Origin of the sequence: Paraglaciecola arctica (genome assembly GCF_018861065.1) — a bacterium.
GTDB classification, from domain to species: Bacteria; Pseudomonadota; Gammaproteobacteria; order Enterobacterales; family Alteromonadaceae; genus Paraglaciecola; species Paraglaciecola arctica_B.
Map to the genome: position 1 here is coordinate 283739 of NZ_JAHKQO010000031.1, position 23928 is coordinate 307666.

At 41.2% G+C, this 23928-nt stretch carries 19 protein-coding genes; 7 read left to right on the plus strand and 12 right to left on the minus strand.

Going from position 1 to position 23928, the window contains the following annotated elements; all coding sequences use genetic code 11:
* Positions 1–4 precede the first annotated feature (4 nt).
* The 9 genes from leuA to mutS form a co-directional block, all read right to left on the minus strand.
* Complete coding sequence (gene leuA / locus KO534_RS12555) at positions 5–1579, minus strand: 2-isopropylmalate synthase (protein WP_215929990.1); 1575 nt, start codon at positions 1577–1579, stop codon at positions 5–7.
* 465 nt (positions 1580–2044) lie between these two features.
* Complete coding sequence (locus tag KO534_RS12560; protein WP_215929991.1) at positions 2045–2854, minus strand: SEL1-like repeat protein; 810 nt, start codon at positions 2852–2854, stop codon at positions 2045–2047.
* Between the two features lie 146 nt (positions 2855–3000).
* Positions 3001–3555: a hypothetical protein gene (locus tag KO534_RS12565; RefSeq protein ID WP_215929992.1), complete on the minus strand. Its 555-nt coding sequence runs from the start codon at positions 3553–3555 to the stop codon at positions 3001–3003.
* Between the two features lie 207 nt (positions 3556–3762).
* Positions 3763–7191, minus strand: a complete 3429-nt coding sequence (locus KO534_RS12570) for a carboxypeptidase-like regulatory domain-containing protein (protein ID WP_215929993.1) — start codon at positions 7189–7191, stop codon at positions 3763–3765.
* 695 nt (positions 7192–7886) lie between these two features.
* The gene (locus KO534_RS12575; protein WP_215929994.1) at positions 7887–8531 is read right to left on the minus strand and encodes a hypothetical protein; all 645 of its coding nucleotides are present in this window, start codon (positions 8529–8531) and stop codon (positions 7887–7889) included.
* A 119-nt stretch (positions 8532–8650) separates the two neighbouring features.
* Complete coding sequence (eno, locus tag KO534_RS12580; RefSeq protein WP_215929995.1) at positions 8651–9949, minus strand: phosphopyruvate hydratase; 1299 nt, start codon at positions 9947–9949, stop codon at positions 8651–8653.
* A 15-nt stretch (positions 9950–9964) separates the two neighbouring features.
* Positions 9965–11596 carry a CTP synthase gene (locus KO534_RS12585; protein ID WP_215929996.1) on the minus strand — a complete coding sequence of 544 codons (1632 nt, stop codon included), beginning with the start codon at positions 11594–11596 and terminating at the stop codon, positions 9965–9967.
* A gap of 260 nt (positions 11597–11856) precedes the next feature.
* Positions 11857–12243: an MAPEG family protein gene (locus tag KO534_RS12590; protein ID WP_215929997.1), complete on the minus strand. Its 387-nt coding sequence runs from the start codon at positions 12241–12243 to the stop codon at positions 11857–11859.
* A gap of 44 nt (positions 12244–12287) precedes the next feature.
* Positions 12288–14909 carry a DNA mismatch repair protein MutS gene (mutS, locus tag KO534_RS12595; protein ID WP_215930048.1) on the minus strand — a complete coding sequence of 874 codons (2622 nt, stop codon included), beginning with the start codon at positions 14907–14909 and terminating at the stop codon, positions 12288–12290.
* An 81-nt stretch (positions 14910–14990) separates the two neighbouring features.
* On the opposite strand from mutS, the gene KO534_RS12600 reads away from it, so the two are divergent.
* Both KO534_RS12600 and recA read left to right on the plus strand, forming a co-directional pair.
* On the plus strand, positions 14991–15476 hold the full coding sequence (locus KO534_RS12600) for a nicotinamide-nucleotide amidohydrolase family protein (protein WP_215929998.1): 486 nt from the start codon (positions 14991–14993) through the stop codon (positions 15474–15476).
* A gap of 141 nt (positions 15477–15617) precedes the next feature.
* Positions 15618–16649 carry a recombinase RecA gene (gene recA / locus KO534_RS12605; RefSeq protein WP_215929999.1) on the plus strand — a complete coding sequence of 344 codons (1032 nt, stop codon included), beginning with the start codon at positions 15618–15620 and terminating at the stop codon, positions 16647–16649.
* A 108-nt stretch (positions 16650–16757) separates the two neighbouring features.
* On the opposite strand, the gene KO534_RS23625 is transcribed toward recA, so the two are convergent.
* The 3 genes from KO534_RS23625 to KO534_RS12620 form a co-directional block, all read right to left on the minus strand.
* Entirely contained in the window at positions 16758–17837 is a 1080-nt protein-coding gene (locus KO534_RS23625; protein ID WP_215930000.1) for a methyl-accepting chemotaxis protein, read from the minus strand.
* A 255-nt stretch (positions 17838–18092) separates the two neighbouring features.
* Positions 18093–18446 carry an EscU/YscU/HrcU family type III secretion system export apparatus switch protein gene (locus KO534_RS12615; RefSeq protein ID WP_215930001.1) on the minus strand — a complete coding sequence of 118 codons (354 nt, stop codon included), beginning with the start codon at positions 18444–18446 and terminating at the stop codon, positions 18093–18095.
* A 15-nt stretch (positions 18447–18461) separates the two neighbouring features.
* Positions 18462–20888, minus strand: coding sequence for a flagellar hook-length control protein FliK (locus KO534_RS12620; RefSeq protein ID WP_215930002.1), 2427 nt, complete (start codon positions 20886–20888; stop codon positions 18462–18464).
* A 288-nt stretch (positions 20889–21176) separates the two neighbouring features.
* Here KO534_RS12620 and ccmA point away from each other — a divergent pair, with 288 nt between their 5' ends.
* The 5 genes from ccmA to ccmE are packed head-to-tail and all read left to right on the plus strand — an operon-like array spanning position 21177 to position 23926.
* A complete protein-coding gene (ccmA, locus tag KO534_RS12625; protein WP_215930003.1) occupies positions 21177–21806 on the plus strand; it encodes a cytochrome c biogenesis heme-transporting ATPase CcmA in 630 nt (209 codons plus the stop codon).
* An 11-nt stretch (positions 21807–21817) separates the two neighbouring features.
* A complete protein-coding gene (ccmB, locus tag KO534_RS12630; protein WP_215930004.1) occupies positions 21818–22471 on the plus strand; it encodes a heme exporter protein CcmB in 654 nt (217 codons plus the stop codon).
* Entirely contained in the window at positions 22471–23229 is a 759-nt protein-coding gene (locus tag KO534_RS12635) for a heme ABC transporter permease (protein ID WP_215930005.1), read from the plus strand. The genes ccmB and KO534_RS12635 overlap by 1 nt, the downstream gene beginning before the upstream one ends.
* Positions 23226–23444 (plus strand): heme exporter protein CcmD, encoded by a 219-nt coding sequence (gene ccmD / locus KO534_RS12640; protein WP_354667935.1) that lies wholly within the window; start codon positions 23226–23228, stop codon positions 23442–23444. Before KO534_RS12635 ends, ccmD begins: the two co-directional genes overlap by 4 nt.
* Positions 23441–23926, plus strand: a complete 486-nt coding sequence (gene ccmE / locus KO534_RS12645) for a cytochrome c maturation protein CcmE (protein WP_215930006.1) — start codon at positions 23441–23443, stop codon at positions 23924–23926. The genes ccmD and ccmE overlap by 4 nt, the downstream gene beginning before the upstream one ends.
* The last annotated feature ends 2 nt before the right edge of the window (positions 23927–23928 follow it).

Consider the following 23928-nt stretch of genomic DNA (forward strand, 5'->3'; position numbering starts at 1 on the left):
TTCTTTATACCCCTGCAATTTTTACTTGTTGCTCTTTTTGCTGATCAATCCGATCTGCTAAATGAGTGTTGTTTAATACGTAAATTAACGCTTTCACCCCTGACTCCACAATGTCTGTCGCCAAACCTATGCCATTAAAGCGGCGGCCTTTGTACTCGGCAATCACAGATACTTGCGCTAGCGCGTTAGCACCTTCACCTTTGGAATCGAGCTTGAAGTCGACAATTTCAACTTGGTTGTGACCTACCACTTTAGTAATCGCATTGTAGGCGGCATCTACTGGGCCATTGCCTGTGGCAGACTCTGTGATTTCTTGATCGCCTACTAACATACGCACTGTGGCGCTAGGTATGATCTCTTTACCTGAGTTCGCCTGTAAGTAGGTCAGTTTATAATGTTCGTCTTCTTGTTTGGTTTGGCTGAAAAACAATAGTGCTTCTAAGTCATAGTCAAACACTTGGCCTTTTTTGTCGGCAAGTTTAACAAAAGCTTCGTACACTGTTTCTAAGTCAAAGTCGGTTTCTTCATAACCTAACTCAATTAAGCGATGTTTAATCACATGGCGGCCAGAGCGAGAGGTAAGATTCAAATTGTTTTTGTTAATGCCAACACTCTCTGGAGTCATGATTTCGTAAGTATTTTGGCCTTTTAATACGCCATCTTGGTGAATACCTGAAGAATGACTAAAGGCGTTCGCACCCACAATGGCTTTATTGGCCTGTACCGGCATGTTGCACAAGTTACTGACTAACTTAGAGGTACGAGAAATCTCTTCACTTTTTATATTGGTGTGCAGCCCAAGTCGTGCTTGTCGAGTTTGCAAAATCATGGCGATTTCTTCTAATGAACAATTACCCGCGCGTTCACCTAAACCGTTAATGGTGGCTTCTACTTGTCTGGCGCCTTGTTCTACAGCCGCCAATGAGTTGGCTACCGCTAAACCTAGGTCATTGTGGCAATGCACTGAAATAATCGCTTTATCGATATTAGGAACACGGTTAAATAGGTTATGAATAATGCCACCAAATTCGGTAGGGGTGGTGTAGCCCACTGTGTCGGGGATATTTACTGTCGTCGCCCCTGCGTGAATGGCGGCTTCTACCATGCGGCATAAATAATCAATATGGGTACGACCTGCGTCTTCGCAAGAAAACTCCACATCGTTGGTATAACGGCGCGCATGTTTCACCGCTTGTACCGCCATTTCTACTACTTCATCCTGAGACTTACGTAATTTAGTGTTCACATGAATATCAGAGGTGGCAATAAAAGTATGAATGCGGAACTGTTCGGCGACTTTTAAGGATTCACCGCAAGCATCTATGTCTTTGGCTAGGGCGCGAGACAAACCGCATACAGTGGCATTTTTTATTTCACGGGCGATAGTTTGTACTGATTTAAAATCACCAGGAGACGACACCGGAAAACCTGCTTCGATAATGTCTACGCCAAGACGCTCCAGAGCCAGAGCAATTTTTAATTTTTCCTTAACACTTAAACTGGCAGGCAAGGCTTGTTCGCCGTCCCGCAAGGTGGTGTCGAAAATTTTGACCTGGTTTGCATTGTTTTGGCCAGACATACCTTACTCCTTATTGCTCTATTGATTGATTACTCTAAGTAATCTCAGAAATACACATACAAAAAACCCGTGCTAAGCACGGGTTTTGTAAACTGGTCAACGCTTGCTTACAACCTACCCGTGCAGTCTTGCTGCCAGCAGGAGTAAAGTAGATAAAAAAGCGTTACTTATGTTTAACATGTTTAAAATTCTTACATTTGCGTATCACAAAATTGATGTGTATTTGTAACTCGGATAGCCCCAACACGTCAACCACCGATTGCCAGAAAACATATAACTTAAAGGTATAAATTTAAATATTAAGTGTTGATACTTAAAAATTGGAATGGCTTTGGACAGAATATATCTGAACGTCATTGGGACACATCATTGGCTGTTACTGACAAAATAGCACCTTGAACCTTAAATTTGTACGAAGCAAATTAGTTAATAGCTAGTCTAACGCTACTTGCCCCCAATGAAGTCTTAATTGTTCGCGTTTTTTATGGTGTTTGATCTGTAGGCCTTTAAGTAACGTGCTGCCTTTAGGTTACCTTGCTCATAGGCAAGTTGTAATAGTTTTAAGCTTGCTTCTGAATTTCGCTCTGTGGCGAGTCCTTGCTCGAACATCATAGCGAGGAGTATCATTGCGTCAGTATTTCCTCCTTCAACAGCGAGGTCAAAGTACTCGAAGGCTTTCTCATATCGTTTATTGATAAGGTGGTCTTTTCCTATTTCATACCGCGCTAGTACACTACCTTGTGAGGCCGCTTCTGAAAACCAGAAAATGGCCTTCTTACGATCGTATATTGCCAATGCTTTGTCGTCATATAACAAGGCTAAGTTTATTTGTGCATTAACAAACCCGCGTTTTGCAGCTTTTTCTGCCCATGCAATTCCTTCGTCAATATTTTGCTTAACACCTTTACCCTCCAAATACATGACAGATAAATTGACTGTACCATAGGGGTCGCCTGACTGGGCTGAGAGTAAATAATACTCAAAAGCCTTTTTATTATCTTGGGGATATATTTCACCGGTTTCGTATAAACGTCCTATTTTATAATGCACTGCAGCGCTGTCACCCTTTGCCGCCTTGTTTAACCAATACATACCTTTTTCTTTATCTTGGTCTACACCTTCGCCATGAAAATAACTGTATCCCAAATTGTATTGTTGGGTAGCAATGCCTTTTTCGGCCAATGGAATGATCTTTTCCAAATCTAACTTTTGTGCTGAAGCACTGTTGAAAGTAGATGTCATGACAATAATAAGGAATATTATAATTTGCTTCATAAGTGTAAACCGCTAGTTAGAGTTTGAATTGTAGAAACCGAAGTATGTTAAAGATAAATCTGCTTAAAAGGCCTAGTATCATGTCAACAGGGCCTTATAAGCAAGAGTAATTGGCGCTTTCGAATTTTTACGGAGAGGGAAAAAATCTAGTTAAGTTTTTTAACCCATGTTTTGAAGTCGTAGATAGCTGTCGCACAGTTCACATTTTCTAATTGCCATTGTTGATGTTGAGCATCAAGTTCTTGGATGATGTTCCATCTAACTTGGCATTTAGGGAAGTTCACCAAATCGTTACTATCCGTAATATCAACAATAATTGCGTCTGGTTCTTTGCTATAAGTTCCGCTGGCTAGATTGTTTACTTTTACGTTTGCTAAGGGGGCGTTATAACATTGTGTTGTGCAGTCTTGTGTGACTAAAGGCTTTACAACTTTACCTACTGTAATGTTGTCTCCATCAAATTGCCAAATAAAGGTATCGTATAAAGTACAACTCTCGATAACCGTTTCTTGGGTTAAGGTTTTATCATGGCAAAAAGACCACGATCCTTGTATTCCAGCTCCGCTTTTCTGTAATGGGGTAACGGCATTTTCGGCTTCTTGCTGTGCTGAGTCAGCTGTCGTTAATTCAATGTTTTCTTGTTTACTGCATGCACCTAATAATAGGGTGCTAACTGCTAATGGTAATAATAGTTTTTTCATAAGGTACCTTGTTTGCAAATAAGTTCAGTTAATAAGAGTCATTAATCAATGGAATTGTTCAATTTTTTTATTACTAAATTGTACTTTTCTGTATTTGGTTTTAAAACACAATTTAAACCTGAGAGAAATAAAAAAGGAGCCCGAAGGCTCCTTTTAATTTCATTATTTTAACTAAAACATATTAGTCAAAGTTAACATCTATTCAAATTAGTTAGAGTTAACAACTGTGTATGTTTCGTTAGCCAATGCTTCATCAGTGATAGCACTTTCAACAGTATCTTGGAATATCAACTGTGTAGTCAATGCATCAATAACATTCACACCTTCATCCAACACAACTGTGATTGTGGTGTAATCACTGCTGAAGTAAGCACTGAAATCACCGTTAGCATCAGCCATGTTACCAGCTGCACCAACACCAGGACCGTCCAAATCGATTTGGAATAAAGCATTTGCTTCTGCAAGTGTCAACGAAGGACCACTAAACGTACCACCAACTGCTGCAGCATCTAACGCTAGACCTTGTGCTGTACCATCCAAATCAATTGGGTGGCTGAATGTAAAGCGTAATGTTACAACGCCATCGTCATCACCATCAAGAGGTGCACTAGTATCGCTATAACCAAGTGTTTGTTTGGTGATAGTAAAGATACCAACATCGTTATAAACCATGAAACGAGGTGCATCAACTAAGTAACGACCCTGACGGTCATCAGTAGAATCATTATCAGAATCTACAGTGTCACCTAAAGCTGTAAAGCTTTCATCACGGTCAAATGTAGCCCAGCTGTTTCCACGGGTATCTTCGATGTCATCAAAGTTTAATGCTAAGTGATTTTCAACAATAGAATCACCGTCTGAATCAAACTCAAACTCATCATTAGGACCATTTTGGAACAATCCAGCAATGTTCGTTGCATTAATTGCTACTGTTAACTCATCACCAGCAACATTCAGACTATATGCACCTTCAGTTGGGAAAGTAGCAGTAGAGCTTAATGTTAATGTGTAATCATTAGTTGTAGTAGCTAAGTCAGTTAAAACTAGATCATCATTGTTTTCAGGAACAATAGTTTCGTTAAACGTGATGATAAGGTTAGAACCATCCCAACGACCAGCTGTAACAAACGGAGGCATTGCATCACGAATCACTACGCGAGCATCAGAGTTTGCATTAGCTAGGTTGCCACGTGCATCTACAATTGAACCATTAGTGAAATCAACCGCTTCATTATGGTCGTTGTTAGCAAAGGCAATCATATCAGCAACAGTGAAACGTGCTAAATCAGAACCTGACTTAGGTATTACATTGTTACCAGCTGTATCAACTGTACCAACAATTAAGTTACCATCAACATCTCTTGTTAAGCCATTCAACACACCAGTAAGTGCTAGAGCAACTGAAGCAGAATGTAATGGTGAAGTTGCACCAGTAGCAATTGTTTCAGAGAAAGCCACACCTAAACTGTTACCACGGTCAGACCAACCTGCAAAACCAGGGCCGCTATATAGTGGGTTATCATTAGCACCTTCGTTATCCAAATCAGTGTCGAAAGCAAATGCATCAAACTCTTCATAACGCTCTGCAATATTATTTGACGCTGTAGGTGTCAAATGACGTGGTTGGATGTAAATGATTGGGTCACCCTCATCACCACTCACACTACCTTCAGCTACTTCACCACCAGAACCTGTTGCACCAGTACCAGCAGAAGCAGTTGTAGAGCTGTAGTCAGCTTCAATTGCCCATAACTCGTAGTTTTCTTGCAAGATTGTAGTTGGAGCCACTTTATCTTCAAGAGTTACAGTTATTGGAGTACCAGACACACCAAATGCACCAGTAGGAGTAAGGGTTACTGTCGCACCGTGAGAAGTAGTAGGAACAACAACTTCAAATTCACCAGAAGTCGCAGAGAAAGTTACAGTACCTGCAGTAGCAGTAACACCTGTTGCATTATCTACAGAACCTACAATTACCGCTGTGTCATTGGTAAACGTGTCACCAAAACGTTCAGCTAAACGCTCACCCGTATCAAGACCTGCTACCGCGTTTTCTTGACCATTTAAGTTTGTTACATCAGAACCACTACCTTCGTTATCCCAAGAAGGGCTAACTGCTAGTAATGAAGAATCTAGAGTTTTAACTAGTTGCTCAGCTTCAAGACCTTCTGGTGTTTCAGGAGGCGCGATATAAGTACATAGACGTGCACGAATATAACCAATTTTACCCGTCTCTTGAGAGAACACGTCACTTGCAATACCGAACTCAGTTGAACCAGCACCGTCACCAGCAAGAGTATCAATAACTAAGTTATCTTCGACAGCATCAGGAGCAGTTAAAGCGCCACCAACACTGTAATCATCACCAGTCACGATTACATTCGATTTGTTATCTACATATTGATGTTGTGGGAACCAGATTGAGAAACGTGTCTCATCATCAAGGGCTTCAGCAAGTACAACAGTCATAGACATGCCGTCATCTGCCAAAGTAACAGACGCTACTTCTGCTTCAACTTGAACAGTATCGTCAGCGTTGGCCGCTAAAGTTACTACCACATCAGTAAGATCAACATCAGCAGCTGAAATAGCTTCACTGAAGTTCAATGTGATACCGTCAGTACCATCAATACCTTTACCTAAAACTTCGTATTCATAAGTAGTGGTACCAGCGCCTGTAGTCTCGCCAATTGAACCAGCAACACTTGATATATATGGAGCACCTGGAGTGATATCAGTCTGCGTGAAGCCAACTGGACATACTTCGATAGTGCCTAAGAATTCTGAAGAACCTTCTGAAGCTGTAGCAAAAGCAGCACCACCAGACGTAATTTCCCATCCTTGTTTAGCTGAAATAGTATAGCCAGAGTTAGCTGCTAAAGCTGCAAGTGAGAACATGCCGTCAGCATCTGAACCGATTGTGTGAGTGTCTTCTGCAGTTGTTATTAGAGAACCATTCTCAAAACCACCGCCAACGGAGTCATTAATGTCGTCAGAAACAGCACTGAAATCTAGAGATAAGATGTCAGCAGTATCAGCTAATGGAGCCCCTGTACGGCAATCACGAATATAACCGTAAGCACCAGCGTTTAACATAGGAAGTACAGCGATACCTGCTTCTGCAGTAAAACCATCTACAAATGTTTGAACTGTAGTGTCGGAGTTAGAACCATTGCCACCGCCATTATCGCCTTGACCGCCAGTGTTATTAACTTGAGCTTGAGGAGTTACTGTTACAAGCGCACCTAAATAATCAGCAGTTCCGCCAATTGTTACAACTAAGGTTTGAGTTACGTCATTGTCGCTCTCGTCACCCTCGTTGTTTACGCCGTTAACATTAGTTACGCCAACACCAGTAAATACATACTGACCACCAGCATTTGTAGTTGTTTCTTGGCTACCCAAGTAAACCATTACATCAGCAAGAGGATTGCCGTTAGTGTCAACAACAACACCTTGAACTGTGCCTGTTAACTCTGCTTGGTTGCCAGTTTCGTTCTGAGTTGCGTCAACTGTAGAAGTAGAATTAGATGTGCTACCCGCATCGCCTTCTGAGTCACCACATGCAGCTAAACCTAAACTTAGGACTACTGCTAGTGCTACTTTAGTTTTATAAAATTGAGTTGTATTAACCATTATTATAGTGTTCCTATTTATTTAAATATTATTAAGTACTTTCTATGTGAACATATTGAGTACATTTCAATCCTGTTTTTCGGTTTGCAACATTATCATGTTTTACGGGCAAGCAATATATCATCATATATTTGTTATTGACAAATAACATTTACGCGTAGAAACACTTATTCATAGTTAAAACCTATAACAATCCTTCGTAGTAGTTCTGTTTCAAAACAAAATTTTACGTAACATATAACTATTAAACTGGATAACTATATGACGTCAAACAAAATTGTATAATGATAGAAGCGTACCAGTCAAGCACCTAAATCAAATTCGTTTAACACATATTCCATGATGTATTCCACGAATTACAAAGTATATAGGGAAGGGGGAGTCGAAGTACCCAATTTTCTCATCAATTTGTAATTAGTTTGCTCAAAATGTAATTTTTTAGTGGTTTTATTGGGTGATTGTGGAACTTTTTGACTATTTAGTGTTCCGATTTCGGTTAAATGCCTAAAGAATATAAATTTTGCTTGGGGGTAAAATTCAAGAAATAATTTATTTTTGAAGCTAAATCGAGAGGTTTTGCTAAGTGTTTGTATATAAAGGTATAGAAAATTACTTTTTATAGTGAAGGTCATTCACTTTTTTCATCAATAGTTTAAGTCTGTTATCGCCACTTCAACACACTCTTCATTATTGAATTATCGAAAGGTCTTCCAATTAATACTTAAGGATAAAAGTAACTCCCTTAGCGACAGCGCTCGTTGTTGTCCTTTGCCTTTGTGATCCCATTTATGGCCACAACAAGCAGCAGTGAAAATTGCCTTACTCGGTTTGAGCAGTCTTAGATTAAGGATATCCTCTTGTCTGTAATTTTGGTCGGCAAATTCACCGTCAAGGTTAAACCAGCCAAATTTGTTAGTATGCAGTTTGTGCTGGTTTAGGTCGATTCTGTCAATTGAGTCAAGTTCGATATATTCACAGCCTAGCTGTTTAATATAAACAGCAACACAACAGCCAATTTGAATATCCTTTGAAAACCATTGTTGGGTTTTTTGTGGGTCGTAATTGTTGGCCATACATTTAGCGGCTTGTTTGGCTTGCCAACTGGCGTTATGAATATCAACTTGTAGCGGTGACTGTTTTTGCAACAGGCTATAAGCAGCGCGTTTGACATGATGCCTTAATCCGGCGATTTTGCGTTGCAGCAAACTTACGTTAGTTATTTTTTGCTGGGCTAAACTGGCCAGCTCTCGTTCATACAGGGCATTACACAATTCAGCATAATGCAGCTGACGTTGGTCGTCAGAAAAAATATCTACCTGTTGAGAGTGGGAACTATGCATGCTTTTGTATTGTTAGAAACTAAAATGGCCAGCGTTAGCCGACCATTTTATACTCAAAAGTTTGAAGTTGCAGTTAATATTACATAGAGAACATTATCTGCTACTGCTAAAAGCCAGACTTACTGACCTTTCACTTCAGATAAACCGTTAAAGATAGCTTTGTCGCCTAAGAACTCTTCAATACGTAATAATTGGTTGTACTTAGAGACACGATCAGAACGACATAATGACCCCGTCTTGATTTGACCCGCCGCTGTACCTACTGCTAAATCTGCAATAGTTGCATCTTCAGTTTCGCCACTGCGGTGTGAGATAACAGCAGTAAAACCAGCATCTTTCGCCATTTTGATCGCGGCTAAAGTTTCAGTTAACGAACCGATTTGGTTAAACTTAATTAAGATAGAGTTACCAATACCGTTTTCGATACCGCGGGCTAAAATCTTAGTGTTAGTCACGAACAAGTCATCACCCACGATTTGAACTCTGTCACCTAACAATTTCGTTTGGTAAGCAAAACCGTCCCAATCTGACTCGTCTAAACCATCTTCAATTGAAACAATGGGGTATTGGTCACAAAGTGTGGCTAAGAAATCAGAGAACTCATTAGCTGTAAATTGTTTGCCTTCACCTTTAAGGTCGTAGATTGCAGATTCTTTGTTGTAGAACTCGGAGGCTGCACAATCCATGGCTAAAGTCACGTCTGTACCTAGCTCGTAACCTGCCGCTGCTACCGCTTCTTTGATTACCGCTAAGGCATCAGCGTTTGAGGCTAAATCTGGTGCAAAACCACCTTCATCGCCAACCGCTGTATTTAGGCCTTTGGCAGATAATACTTTTTTAAGGGCGTGGAAAATTTCAGCACCCATACGTAACGCTTCTTTAAAGCTTTTTGCGCCAACAGGTTGGATCATAAATTCTTGGATATCAACGTTGTTATCGGCATGCTCACCACCGTTGATGATGTTCATCATTGGCAATGGTAAAGAGTAAACACCTGGGGTGCCGTTTAAATCAGCAATGTGTTCAAACAATTGTACACCTTTTGCGTTTGCTGCAGCTTTAGCAACGGCTAAAGACACCGCTAAAATGGCGTTAGCACCAAATTTTTCTTTGTTCTCTGTGCCATCTAAGTCGATCATGATTTGATCGATTTCAGCTTGGGCTAGTGAATCTTTGCCAATTAATGCGGGTGCGATGTTGTCATTAATTGCAGCAACGGCTTTTAATACCCCTTTACCTAAATAACGTGATTTGTCGCCGTCGCGTAATTCTAAGGCTTCACGTGAACCTGTCGATGCGCCAGAAGGAGCAGCAGCACGGCCCCACACGCCAGACTCTAAATATACATCGGCTTCTACCGTTGGGTTACCACGAGAGTCCATGATTTCACGAGCAATAATTTTACTGATATTTGACATTCTTGTTGCCTTCTATTAATTGTGATTCTTAAAATATTCGCCTGCGGCTTTGACAAAACCTGAAAAGAGCGGGTGACCGTCGCGAGGCGTGGAGTTAAATTCTGGGTGAAACTGACCCGCTACAAACCAAGGGTGTTCAGCAATTTCAATGACTTCTACCAAACGTTTGTCTGCAGATAATCCTGTGACTTTTAATCCTGCTGCTTCGATTTTTCCGCGCAGGTTGTTGTTGACTTCGTATCTGTGTCTGTGGCGTTCGTAAATTTCGGTGGAACCATACATATCTTGTACTTTACTGCCAGGAAGTAAGTGACACAGCTGACTACCTAAACGCATAGTGCCGCCTAAATCTGAAGATTCATCTCGAGACTCGGTGGTACCTGCCGCATCTAACCATTCAGTGATCAGCCCCACAACAGGAAAAGGTGAGTTAGGGTCGAACTCGGTACTGTTGGCATTTTCCATGCCCGCAACATTACGTGCATATTCAATGAGCGCCACTTGCATGCCTAAACAAATCCCTAAATAAGGCACCTGATTTTCTCGAGCGTATTTAGCTGCGGTGATTTTACCTTCAATACCACGCTCACCAAAACCACCAGGCACCAATATGGCATCAAGGCCCTGAAGAATATGTTCACCTTTACTCTCAATATCTTGGGAGTCAACATATTTGATATTCACCGTTAAACGGTTTTTTAAACCGGCATGTTTAAGGGCTTCGTTAACTGATTTGTAGGCATCGGGTAATTCAACATATTTACCAACCATACCTATGGTGACTTCACCTACTGGATTTGACTCAGCGTAAAGTACTTGTTCCCATTCGGTTAGGTCAGCTTCGGGGCATTCTAAACCAAATCGTTCAACCACTAACTCATCCAAACCTTGGGCTTTAAGCATGGCGGGGATTTTATAAATACTGTCGGCGTCTCGTAACGATATCACTGCCTTGTCGATAACATTAGTGAACAATGCGATTTTTTGGCGTTCGTTAGAAGGTAAGGGCACTTCAGAACGACACACTAAAATATCTGGCTGAACCCCAACCGAGCGTAGTTCTTTAACAGAATGTTGTGTGGGCTTGGTTTTAACCTCACCTGATGCCGCAAGATAAGGCACTAAAGTAAGATGCATAAACATGGCGCGATTGCGACCTACCTCAACACCTAATTGGCGTATTGCCTCAATAAAAGGTTGCGATTCAATATCACCTACTGTGCCGCCTACTTCTACTATGGCAACATCCACACCTTCAGCACCCGCAATCACGCGGCGCTTAATTTCGTTAGTGATATGTGGAATAACCTGGATTGTGGCACCTAAATAATCACCTCGGCGCTCTCTTTTAAGTACTTCTTCGTAGACACGGCCAGTAGTGAAATTATTACGTGTGGTCATGCGTGTACGAATAAAACGTTCGTAATGACCTAAGTCTAAATCTGTTTCGGCACCATCGTCGGTGACAAACACTTCACCATGTTGAATTGGGCTCATCGTGCCAGGGTCAACGTTGATATAAGGGTCAAGCTTGAGCATAGTAACGCTTAAGCCCCTTGCTTCTAGAATTGCCGCAAGTGAGGCTGCAGCAATACCTTTTCCAAGTGATGAAACCACACCACCTGTGACGAAAATATAATTTGTCATGTGAACCCTAATAAAGGCGTTTGAATTGAATAGGTTTGTACAGTTTGGTTTGAACTCTCTTGTTGAACTTATCGAACCTTCTCAAGATCTCAAGAATTAAACCACTACTAGACGGGAAGATATTATACTAACAAAAGGCACCCCAGACAAAGACTAATCTGAAATAAAAGACAATAAGGTATGTCAATTTGATGAAATACCCATCCCCAACTCATTAGTTGAGTAGTGATGTAAGGGAAGGGTATTAAATGTGGCAAGTACTAGCTCACTAAATTGTATAAAGCCCCGCCCAAGCTGCCTAGTATGAGCACAACGTTGGCCAAAAAGCCCAACACAAAACCAAGTGCTCTACTGCGAGGGTTTTTCACATAAGATACGTAATAAACGGGGCGGCCTACTAAAAATACCACACCAATTGCTGCGGCTATTACCGGGCTGATAAACAAAGAAAATATCCACAGAGCCGGAATAAAAACAATTAATTGCTCTAAGGTGTTTTGTTGCACGCGGTAGTACCTTTCCCAAGTTGGATTACCCGTTACAGCAGGTGCAATCACTTGATATTTCTCTCGATTCATTCCAACTTTGAAGCCAAAAAACAAATATTCTATTAAAGCCAAAAGCGTAACAATTGCTGGTAATTCCACTGGGTGTTCCTTATTTAGGTTAAGTCATTTTGATAGTAATAGGTTTACTCTTCAGCCGCCAAGGTTTTGAGTTGATATAAATACTCAAGGGCCTGCTTAGGGGTGAGATCGTCTGGGTTAATCTGTTTCAAACTCAAGCGTAGGTCATCCACAGAATTAAGTAGGTTGAGTTGTTGTTCACGCCTAGCGATGGGTTGTTGCTCAGGTGCAGGCTGGTTTTCTAGTTCTGCCAATTTATGTTTAGCTTGCTGGATCACACTTTTGGGAACGCCGGCTAACTGTGCCACTTGTAAACCGTAACTTTTGTTGGCGGCCCCTTCTTGTACTGCATGCATAAAACGAATGGTTTCTTGATGTTCTGCTGCATCAAGATGCACATTGGCTAATTCAGGTAATTCTTCGGCAAGTTGTGTGAGTTCGAAGTAATGGGTGGCAAATAAGGTATAGGATTGCAATTTAATGGCTAAATATTCAGCGCAAGCCCAGGCTAATGACAATCCATCGTAGGTACTAGTACCACGGCCAATTTCATCCATTAACACTAAACTGTTTGCCGTTGCGTTATTGAGTATGTTGGCGGTTTCGGTCATTTCCACCATAAAGGTTGAGCGGCCCGAAGCCAAATCGTCAGAGGCACCGATACGGGTGAATATTCTATCTATGGGTCCGATTTGCGCGTTTTCTGCAGGAATAAAACTACCGATATAAGCCATTAAAACAATCAATGCCGTTTGCCGCATGTAAGTAGATTTACCACCCATGTTAGGGCCAGTGATGATTAACATGCGCCTATGGGGATTAACAGCTATAGGATTGGCAATGAATGGGTCTTTCATTACGTGTTCCACTACTGGATGCCGCCCTTGGCCAAAGTGAATGCCACTTTGTTCGCTCAGTTCTGGGCAATGGTAATTCAGCGTTTCAGCTCGTTCTGCAAGATTGGTGAGTACATCTAACTCTGCAAGTGCATCAGCACTTTGCATTAAACTGCTTAGTTCAGGTAACAAAATATCGAATAGTTCATCGTACAAACGTTTTTCTAATGCCAAGGATTTACTTTGACTGGTGAGTACTTTGTCTTCGTGCTCTTTTAGTTCTTGAATAATGTAACGTTCGTTATTTTTTAAGGTTTGCCTACGTACATAATCAGCGGGCACTTGGTCAGCGTAGCTGCGGCTCACTTCTATAAAATAGCCATGTACTTTGTTGTAACCCACTTTTAAGGTGGCAATGCCAGTGCGCTCTTTTTCGCGCTGTTCCAGTTCATCTAAATAATCGGTTGCCCCTTTGGATAAGGCGCGAAGTTCATCTAATTCAGCGTTATAGCCAGATTTTATGACGCCGCCGTCGCGGATCAAAACCGGAGGTGCTTCTTCTATGGCATTATTGAGTAAATCTGCAAACCTAGGAAATTGATTGATATCGTTTGCCAATTGCATCAAGCCAGTGTTGGCGCTTTCGGCCGATTGGTCAGTGACAAACTCTTGGATTTCGGGCAACAACATAAACCCTTGGCGTAGCCGAGCAAAATCTCGGGGTCTGGCTGAACGCAGTGCTAAACGCGCTAATACCCGTTGCATGTCACCTACCTGTTTGAGGCTAGCTTGCAATTGTGGGTAGTCACTGTTGAGTAGCGATTTTATATTTAATTGCCGTTGTTTCAGTGTTTGTAAATTGGTTAACGGGCGATGTAACCAGCGCTGTAACAAACGACTACCCATAGGGGTTGATGCGTTATCTAACACGCTGGCAAGAGTATGTTCTTTGCCGCCGGCTAAATTTTGCGTGAGTTCCAAATTACGCCTAGTGGCCGCATCCATTAAAACCGTATCAGATTCTGTTTCAAGTAGAATACTACGTATATGTGGTAGGGCACTTCTTTGTGTGTCTTTTACATATTGCATCACACACCCGGCGGCGCATAATCCTGTTTTATTGGCTGTTACCCCAAAGCCGGTAAGTTCTTTAGTGCCAAATTGTTGATTTAACTGCGCCGTGGCGGTTTCAAAATCAAACTCCCAAATTGGGCGACGTCTTAGACCTTTACGCTGCTCAATAATATGTAAAAAACCAAAGTCCTCTGGATACAATAACTCTACTGGATTAGTGCGCTGAATTTCGGCGGCTAGGGCTTCAATGTCTTTAGGTTCACATAGGGTGAAACGCCCTGTGGTTACATCAAGCGTGGAGTAACCAAAATAGTGATTATTCTGTTGTTTGACACTGGTTACTGCCGCTAAAATATTGTCTTGTTTGTCTTCTAACAAAGCTTCGTCAGACACAGTGCCTGGGGTAACGATACGTTGTACTTTTCTTTCTACCGGACCTTTGCTGGTCGCGGGATCGCCTACTTGTTCCACTATGGCAACCGACTGCCCCATTTTGACCAAACGGGCCAGATAATTTTCGACAGCATGATAAGGGACTCCCGCCATAGGAATGGCATTACCACCAGATTTACCTCTAGCAGTTAATGATATGTCGAGTAATTCCGAGGCTTTTTTGGCGTCATCAAAAAATAGTTCATAAAAATCACCCATACGGTAAAACAGTAAAATATCCGGATGTTCTGCTTTTATCTTCAGATATTGTTGCATCATAGGTGTGTGTGATTGTAGCGCGGGGCTATTTTTTATGGTTTGCTCTGCAAAATTATTCGGTGGCATAATAGCGGTTACTTTATTCTTCTTATCTGATGGTTGGCGTGACATATTTATCGTTAGATATCACATTTTTAGGTTGCCTACATGACAGCAGACATAACCCAACTAGCTCAACTTTTAGGAAATACACTGGCGGCTAAAGGTTGGCATATCTCTTGTGCAGAATCATGCACAGGAGGAGGGGTAGGATACGCCATCACAACTATTTCTGGAAGCTCAGCTTGGTTTAAAAAGGGCTTTATCACTTACTCGAATGATGCCAAACAAGAGATGTTAAATGTCAGTGAGCAAACCTTACAACAATTTGGTGCTGTGTCTGCACAAACTGTGGAACAAATGGCAGCCGGTGCGGCGCAGCAAGCAAAAGCTGAAGTGGCTGTGGCTATAAGTGGTATTGCTGGCCCTGATGGCGGCACACCTGAAAAACCTGTGGGTACAGTGTGGTTTGGTTTTTTCGTTAATGGGCAAAGCAGCACAGAAAAGTTATTGATAGAGGGCGACCGGCAACTGGTCAGAATCAAAGCAATTGAATTTGTGTTGTCACATACCTTGAAGTTGCTGGCTAAATAAATAGATCCTAAAGTCTAAAAATAATTTCTACTTTTTACTTGTAACTGTATAACCATACAGTATACTTCGCAGCTAACTACTGTATAGCAATTAGTATTGAATTGAACGTCTTCAATACCGACAATCACAAAGGACATTCTGATGGATGACAATAAAACTAGAGCGTTGAGCGCCGCCTTAGGCCAAATCGAAAAACAATTTGGTAAAGGCTCTATCATGAAATTAGGCGATAATAAAACCATGGACGTTGAAACAATTTCAACGGGCTCATTGGGTTTAGATATAGCGCTTGGTGCGGGTGGCTTACCTTTAGGGCGAATCATTGAAATTTACGGTCCAGAGTCCAGTGGTAAAACGACCTTAACACTTGAGGTCATTGCAGAAGCACAACGTAACGGTAAGGTTTGTGCTTTTATTGATGCAGAACACGCTCTTGATCCGATTTATGCTAAAAAACTTGGTGTAGATGTGAAGGAGCTTTTAGTCTCGCAACCCGATACAGGTGAGCAAGCATTAGAAATTTGTGACATGTTAACCCGTTCTGGTGCGGTTGATGTGATAGTAGTGGACTCGGTTGCAGCGCTAACGCCTAAAGCTGAAATTGAAGGTGATATTGGTGACTCACACATGGGGTTAGCTGCCAGGATGATGAGCCAAGCTATGCGTAAGTTAACGGGTAACTTAAAACAGTCGAATACTATGTTGATTTTTATTAACCAAATTCGTATGAAAATTGGGGTAATGTTTGGTAGTCCGGAAACCACAACAGGTGGTAATGCCTTGAAGTTTTATGCCTCAGTGCGTTTGGATATTCGCCGCACCGGTGCGGTTAAAGCGGGTGATGAAATTGTTGGTAACGAAACCCGAGTTAAGGTTGTTAAAAACAAGATCGCTCCTCCATTTAAACAGGCTGAATTTCAAATAATGTACGGTGAAGGCATTAATAGTTATGGTGAGCTGATTGATTTAGGTGTAACCCATAAAATGGTCGAAAAAGCCGGCGCTTGGTACAGCTATAATGGTGAGCGTATTGGGCAAGGTAAAGCCAACTCAATTGTTTATTTAAAAGAGCATCCTGATATGGCAGCAGATATTGATAAACGTTTAAGAGATTTATTATTATCTAAGCCAGTAGATGCTGATGAAGCGCCACAAAAAGAAGGTGCCGAATAGCTCAAGGTGCTGACAAATGACATAAAAAAACCGCGTTAGCGGTTTTTTTATGTGTCGAATTCAGTGTTGATATTAGTTTCTAAACAAGAGGGACTTGATTGACTTCGACTAAGCTTGGATGCTCAAGTTATCTAAGTTATTAATTAACTGATTACTGGCTTGTTCCATTTTTTCAAAAAACTGTAAGCTTTGTTTAATATCACCACTTTGCAATGCTTTTAAGCCAGCAATGCCATTTTGGTGAACATCACTGTGGTGCCTATCTAGAGTTTTATATGACGAACTATCTTGGTATTTGCGTGAATTATCGCTGTTGTACCACAATCCCAACCTACATTGTTTATGATCTACAAAAGAATCAATAGATTTTTGTGAGCGTCCCAAGGCTACTTCGTAGACTTCACCCTTCCATACTATATGGTCTAACTTCACTGTTTGAATAAAACTGCTTTCTGACGCCCCAATAATCGACGTTTTCATCGACCCCACAGTATTGTTAATTCCACTATAACTGTTATTTAAGCCGGCAATAGTATTAGACAACTCTACGTTAGACTCTTCAAGTGCGGTAGCAAATTTAACACCAGACTCCGTATCTTGTTTAATTCTTGCAATAAGACCGCCAACTTCTTCAGCTGACTTACTGGTGTTGCTTGCCAAGCTTCTTACTTCATCAGCCACAACTGAAAATCCGCGCCCAGCATCACCGGCTCTTGCCGCTTCAATTGCAGCGTTAAGTGCTAACAAATTGGTTTGATCTGATATTTTAGAAATGGTTTCTACAAAAGAATTAATACTGTCGGCAATGGCTTCTAAGTTGGCCATACTTTGCGACATGTTTTGCATTTTTTCGGTTATTTGCTCCATGCCGCCAGCGATACCCGTTATGGATTCTTGACCGCTATCCAAGACTTGATTGAGTTCATTGATGGATTGAGCTTCTTCTTGGATCAATTCATAGGAAGACAAAACCGATTCTCTGATACTGGTGACTTGGCCAATACAATCAAGCAAGTTGGGCCATACTTGGTTGTCAAAGCTAACCTCTGCGGCAGAGGCTGAAGCCACTTTCAAATCGCTTATTTCTGCAATGAGGTCTTCGTTCTCAGTTTTATAACGATTTTTTTCTGCTTCTATTTGAGCTAATTTTTGTTCTAATTCAACATATCTGCTTTTACTGACGAACATGAATTGAGACTCCATATATAATGAATAGTAAAGGTCCAATGTCCCTTTTTATAACCTACTGAGAATTTATAGCATAAGTTCTCACTCAGTACTGGGTAAATCTGTGATGACTAAATTAGTTTTCGGCTGATTGCCGCAGAACTAAAATTATAATGTTGTTTTGCAAAACTTTGCTTACATCTTCTTTATCAGCATTAAATCGGCAGCTAGATAAGCGCGATAGCGGCGATGTTATTAGATCTTAGGGTACTGAAATCACACTTTTTTAGACACTTTGCTATGCATTTTCGCCCAACTATCAGGAAACTTTCCTTGTAATACGTATGAAAAAGAAATGAGTTCTGCAATGACATGGTATAGCTGTTCAGGGATTTCTTGGCCTAAGTCTAAAGTGGCGAGAAAATCACTCAAGTAAGGGTCTTCATGCACTAACACTCCGTTTTGCCTCGCCAGAGCAATAATTTCTTCTGCTAAATCACCAAATCCTTTGGCGATAATGGTGGGAGCTGATGATTGCCCTTGCGCAGTGGTGTCACTTTGGTTGCTTTGCTGATACTTAAGGCCAACAGCGCTTCTTTGCTTGGGTTTGTTTGATTTTGGGTCTTTCATTAATCTCGTGCTCTTTTACGCTTTGGCTTGAAACATGTGATACGGACGTTGTTGCAGGGTATCTGGAATTTTTCCTAACTGGCAATGGCTTTTGCTTACGTCAATTCCAAGTGAATCAAATTTTCTGCGTAATAAAGGTAAATAGTTCATTACCTGAATTTTCACCGCCTCATTAGAGGCATAAAAATTAATTTCTAAGGTATCAGTTCTCAGTTTGGCTTTTGTGAGTAATTCTCCTAATTCACCCACCGCCAGTTTCATAGTGAGCTGCCATGTTTTATTACTACTTCCGTCATCAGAAGTGTTTTCTTTATGGCTATCTTCTCGTTTAATCAGTAATTCTATATCTTTAATTGTGCCGCCTAAAGCAGCAGGTAGATTGTAATAGAAGGTTTCTTGTCCCTGGATCATTTGTTCAGCATTGCTCAATTTGTTGGCTTGATGTCCAGACATCAAACGTCCAATCTCTTTCATCAATTGGTGTTTTTGTTCTAATTGCGACAAATCAGTCATGGCTTTTGGCGTAACAGTAGTAGACGGATTCTTTGTGGCGCCGCTTAATACATTGTTTAGGGTTTCAGTAATATGCCCAGCACGAGTTGTTTGAGTTCGTGCCAATCTTGCACTTAGAGACATTTGTAATAGCGTGACTAAACCACTCATAAACCCTTGCCCAGTGGCTGGGTTTACCATTTGCAAAGCTGACAAATTGAGGGCAGGGGTGGACAGTAGTTGTCGTATCTGACTTACATCTTGCTCTTTTCCTTGAGGTAGCGCTTGTTTGATTTGCTGTTGAACTTGTTCAATCAATTGCTTGCTTGGTTGTTCCGTCACTGCTTTAAAAAACTCCATATCACCTAATGCTTTTTCTACAGCTTGAAGTGGAATCGCTGGTGATTCGGCTTTGGCTTGTACTATTCGCAATAAACTTTGAACAAGATTAAGTTGTTGTGTTTTGTTAGCAATGAGATTAGGGGTTATCACACTTTCTTTAAAAGGTGTGTTTTGTATAGCTGCAAGCAAATTTGACGCCGCGTCTTTCAAGTTTAATTTTACATCCTGAGATTGATTACCATCGACGCTTGGCACCGCTACGTTCGATTTAGTCATACTTGGAAGGGATGCCGCTATAGGTGTATTTGATTTCTGTGTCGTTGGGAGCAGTTCAGTCTGAGAACTCTGTTGTTTGTTACTTGAGGTGGTTAATTCAAGTTGCTTAATGAGAGCCTGTTGATTGGGCAATTTAAGTGGAGCCAAAGCTTGAGCAATTTCTTTAGTGACAGGAATTTTGGCCACTGGTTGTACACTTTGAAGCAATAGTTCAATTTCGCCTCGTGGTCTTAATTGTAAAGATATTTTGTTTAAAGGCAGCGATTGTAATTTGTTTAGTAGAGCTTGATTTTGTGGGTCGTGAATTTTGCTTAGTTGTTGTAATACGGGTTTGATAGGCAGTTCTAAATTTAGGTCGTTAGTTTGACTAAGCTGCTGCAAGCTAGCTTTAATAATAGGTGTAGCAAGCAATGGGGCGAGTATACTTTGTTGACTATTCGCGAGTTTTGATTGTGAATTTGGCTCTAAACTGACGCTGGTACGGGTTTCTGTATTAGGTAAGTTTGTTGTCGTTACCTGTTGTGAAAATGGGCTCGCAATTTTAGTTGAAGTATCTTGCAATGGTGTAGCGACAGAATGGTTTCTTATCTGCACTCTATTGGCATTGGCCGCGCTATTTTCACTGGTGCTAATTTGTACTTGATTCGCGAGGCTGGTTTGGTTTTGTACAATAGTCAGTTGCCAATTGTTTCCCCTTGGACTGATGGTAAGCGATACTTTGTCTCCAACAGTAAATTGATTAACGTTTTTAACCGGCAAGTTTAGTTCAACCGCAGGTCGTTGTTCAGTCAACTTTACTTTAATAAGGTTTTGCTGGTTAGCCACAACGGTGTTTGGTTCAGCGTTAGCATTAGTAGTGTGTGACCTAAGTTGCTCGGTGGCACGACTTGGGCTGGGTAACACCGATAATACAGTGGCATTTAGTAAAGGCAATTTTATGGGGGTATCTGATTTTATTTGCGGATTATTTGTTAGTAGCTGTTTTGCAGGTAATTTAAGCAAACTCTGAAGCTGTTGTTCTGTGAGGGCAATACTACTTGTTTGTTTGTTACTTGCCTGTGAAAAAAACTCTAAGCTGGGCATAGGCTCTAAAGAAATTTTTACTTGATGATTTTGACCTTCGGTGAGTTTGCCTTTAATTTCAGGGTTATTTAACAAAACTGTTTTATTTGCCAACACCGCGCTTTTATTTAAACTTAGAGTGTTACCGGCTAAATGTTTTACTAATACCTCAATTCCTTGACGAGCGGCTTCTGAAGTAGGGGCCAATTGGCTCAACTGAGTCAGTGCCTGTGAAATAATGGCTTGCGATGATTGAGTAATGTCAGGCATATAAATGTTATCGGCTGATATCAAGAAGCATGAGTTAAATCACAGTTTACTCGCAACTAACCTAAATTGGCTAATCCAGTTGTTCATTTGGCGCGTTTTTAGTGCCGTTCAAATATTCTTAACGCAATTTACTGTATTTATTACTCATGATTATTTTGTTACTAAATGCTGGTAACTATTTGGTTTAGCTAGTAGGTCAAGGGCCAACCCTATGATATTATTGACGGCTAACTTGCGGCGTGCTCTGTAAAATCATATAGAATCGAAATTGAATAAACGAGGATAGGTTTGGCGCTACTTTCTGTAACTAATTTATCGGTTGTCAAAAGAGATAGGTTATTGTTTGAAAACATAAACTTTGCTGTTGAAAAAGGCGGTTTACTTTATGTCAAAGGTCAAAATGGTGCCGGTAAAACCAGTATGCTGCGAGTGTTAGCAGGATTAGTCGCCGCCGATTCTGGCGAGGTGTGTTTCTCTCAACAAAACATTCAAACAAGTCGTGAAAGTTATCACCAAAACTTGGTGTATTTTGGTCACAAACTGGGTATTAACCAGACCATGAGTGCGGTAGAAAATTTGCAATTTTGGTGTAACCAACATCAAGTATCCATTTCAATTGAGACAATTTTTAGTACCTTACTGCAACTTAATTTGGTTGGTTTAGAAGATATTCCCGTTGCCAACTTGTCGGCGGGACAACAGCGACGAGTGGCATTGGCGCGGTTTTGGTTAAAACAAAACGCACAATTGTGGATATTGGACGAACCTTTCACTGCCCTTGATACCCAAGGTATTGATTTATTGAGTAAACAAATTACTAAGTTTCTTAATAGCGGTGGCGCGGTGATAATGACTTCTCATCAAAGGTTAGATTTAGATTATCTGACTGATGAGTTGACCTTGGAGTATCGTATTTAGTGGCAGCATTAATGGCTATTTTGAAGCGTGATCTTGCTTTGGCTTATCGTCAAAGGGCAGAGTTGCTGCAACCCATGATGTTTTTTGTATTGGTTATTAGTTTATTTCCTTTAGCGGTTGGGCCTGAGTCAAATACATTACAGGTAATTGGGCCCGGAGTAATTTGGGTTGCCGCAATATTGTCATCGCTATTAGGTTTAGAGCGTTTATTCCGTGATGATTTTCAAGATGGCTCACTAGAGCAACTAATGTTGTCCACTACGCCTTTGGCGATGGCAGCGTTGATAAAAGTTTTGGCCCATTGGTTGACGAGTATTTTGCCCTTGATCTTATTATCGCCATTGTTGGCATTGTTTTTACACTTGAGTGAGCCTATGTATTGGGCTTTATTGAAAACTTTGCTTCTTGGTACACCAATATTGAGCCTTATAGGAGCGATAGCCGTAGGTTTGACTGTGGGGTTAAATCGTGGCGGGGTGTTGTTAGCATTGTTGTTATTGCCGGTGTTTATTCCCTTGTTAATCTTTGCTACTTCGGCAGTAGAGTCGGCTTCAATGCAATTGCAATATACAGCTCAACTAGCGATTATTGGCGCTATGTTCCTTTTTTCTCTAGCCTTGGCGCCTTTTGCCATTGCTTATGCACTTAGAGTGAGTCAAACCTGATGTGGAAGTGGTTACATCCTTACGCTAAAACTGAACGTACTTATCATTTATGCCAAAGCTTGTTGCCTTGGTTTAGTTTACTTGGATTACTAGTGATAGTAGTGGCTACCGTTTGGGGACTGGCTTTTGCCCCTACGGATTATCAACAAAGCGAAGCTTACCGAATTATTTATGTACATGTTCCAAGTGCGGTGCTCTCAAAAAGTTTATATAGCGCGATGGCTATTGCTGGCTTCGTTGGTTTGGTTTGGCAAGTTAAAACGTCATTTATGGCGATGGTTGCCTTAGCACCTATAGGCGCCACAGTGACTTTTGTGTCACTGATCACCGGTGCCGCTTGGGGTAAACCTATGTGGGGTACATGGTGGGAGTGGGATGCACGATTGACTTCGCAATTAATTTTACTGTTTTTGTTTCTTGGTGTGATTTCCTTGTACAAAGCCTTTGAAGATAAACAACAAGCGGGTAAAGCCGCTGGGGTGATGGCATTAGTGGGCGTGATTAATTTGCCGATTATTCACTACTCAGTGGAATGGTGGAATACGCTGCACCAAGGTGCCACCATTATGAAGTTTGATAAACCTTCAATGCCCGCGGAAATGTTATGGCCACTACTTTTGGCGATATTGGGCTGGGCATTAGTCAGTGGCGCTATTTTTCTAATACGTATGCAAAATGAAATAATTAGGAGAGAAATTAAGCGCCCTTGGGTGGTGGAATTGGCAATTAAAAACGCTTCGGCGAGTAAGGGGAAATGATGCATTTTGAAGACTTTAGTAGTTTCCTTGATATGGGCGGTTACGGTTTATATGTATGGTTATCTTTTGGTGTTACAGCACTCAGTTTGTTGATTTTATGGCTGGATTCAATTTTTTCAAAACGATCATTAATGTCCCAAGTTTTGAGCGAGCAGGCAAGGCAAGCACGCATTAAAGCGGCAACTGAAAAAAGTGTTAAAGGAGATTCAGTATGAACCCAAGACGTCAAAAACGTTTGATGGCGGTATCTGCAATCTTATTGATAGTAGGCGGTGCTATTGGTTTGATGTTGTATGCATTAACTCAAAACATCGATTTGTTTTATACCCCTTCTGAAATTATCCAAGGAAAAGATGGCAAAATTCCCGAAGTTGGTCAGCGTTTACGCATTGGAGGTATGGTTGTGCCTGGTACGGTAAAACGGGATCAACAGACCTTAGCAGTGAGTTTCGACTTAGTTGACACAGGCCCTACTGTGACCGTGAGTTACCAAGGAATTCTGCCCGATTTGTTTCGTGAGGGGCAGGGCATAGTAGCCACTGGAGTATTGACTAAAAATAATCATATTGAAGCTCACGAAGTGTTAGCCAAACATGATGAAGAGTATATGCCACCGGAATTGGCTGAAAAAATGAAGGGCATTAAACACGTTAAACCAGACCAAGCAAGTTACGGTTCGTCAAAGGCAGGTGAATAATC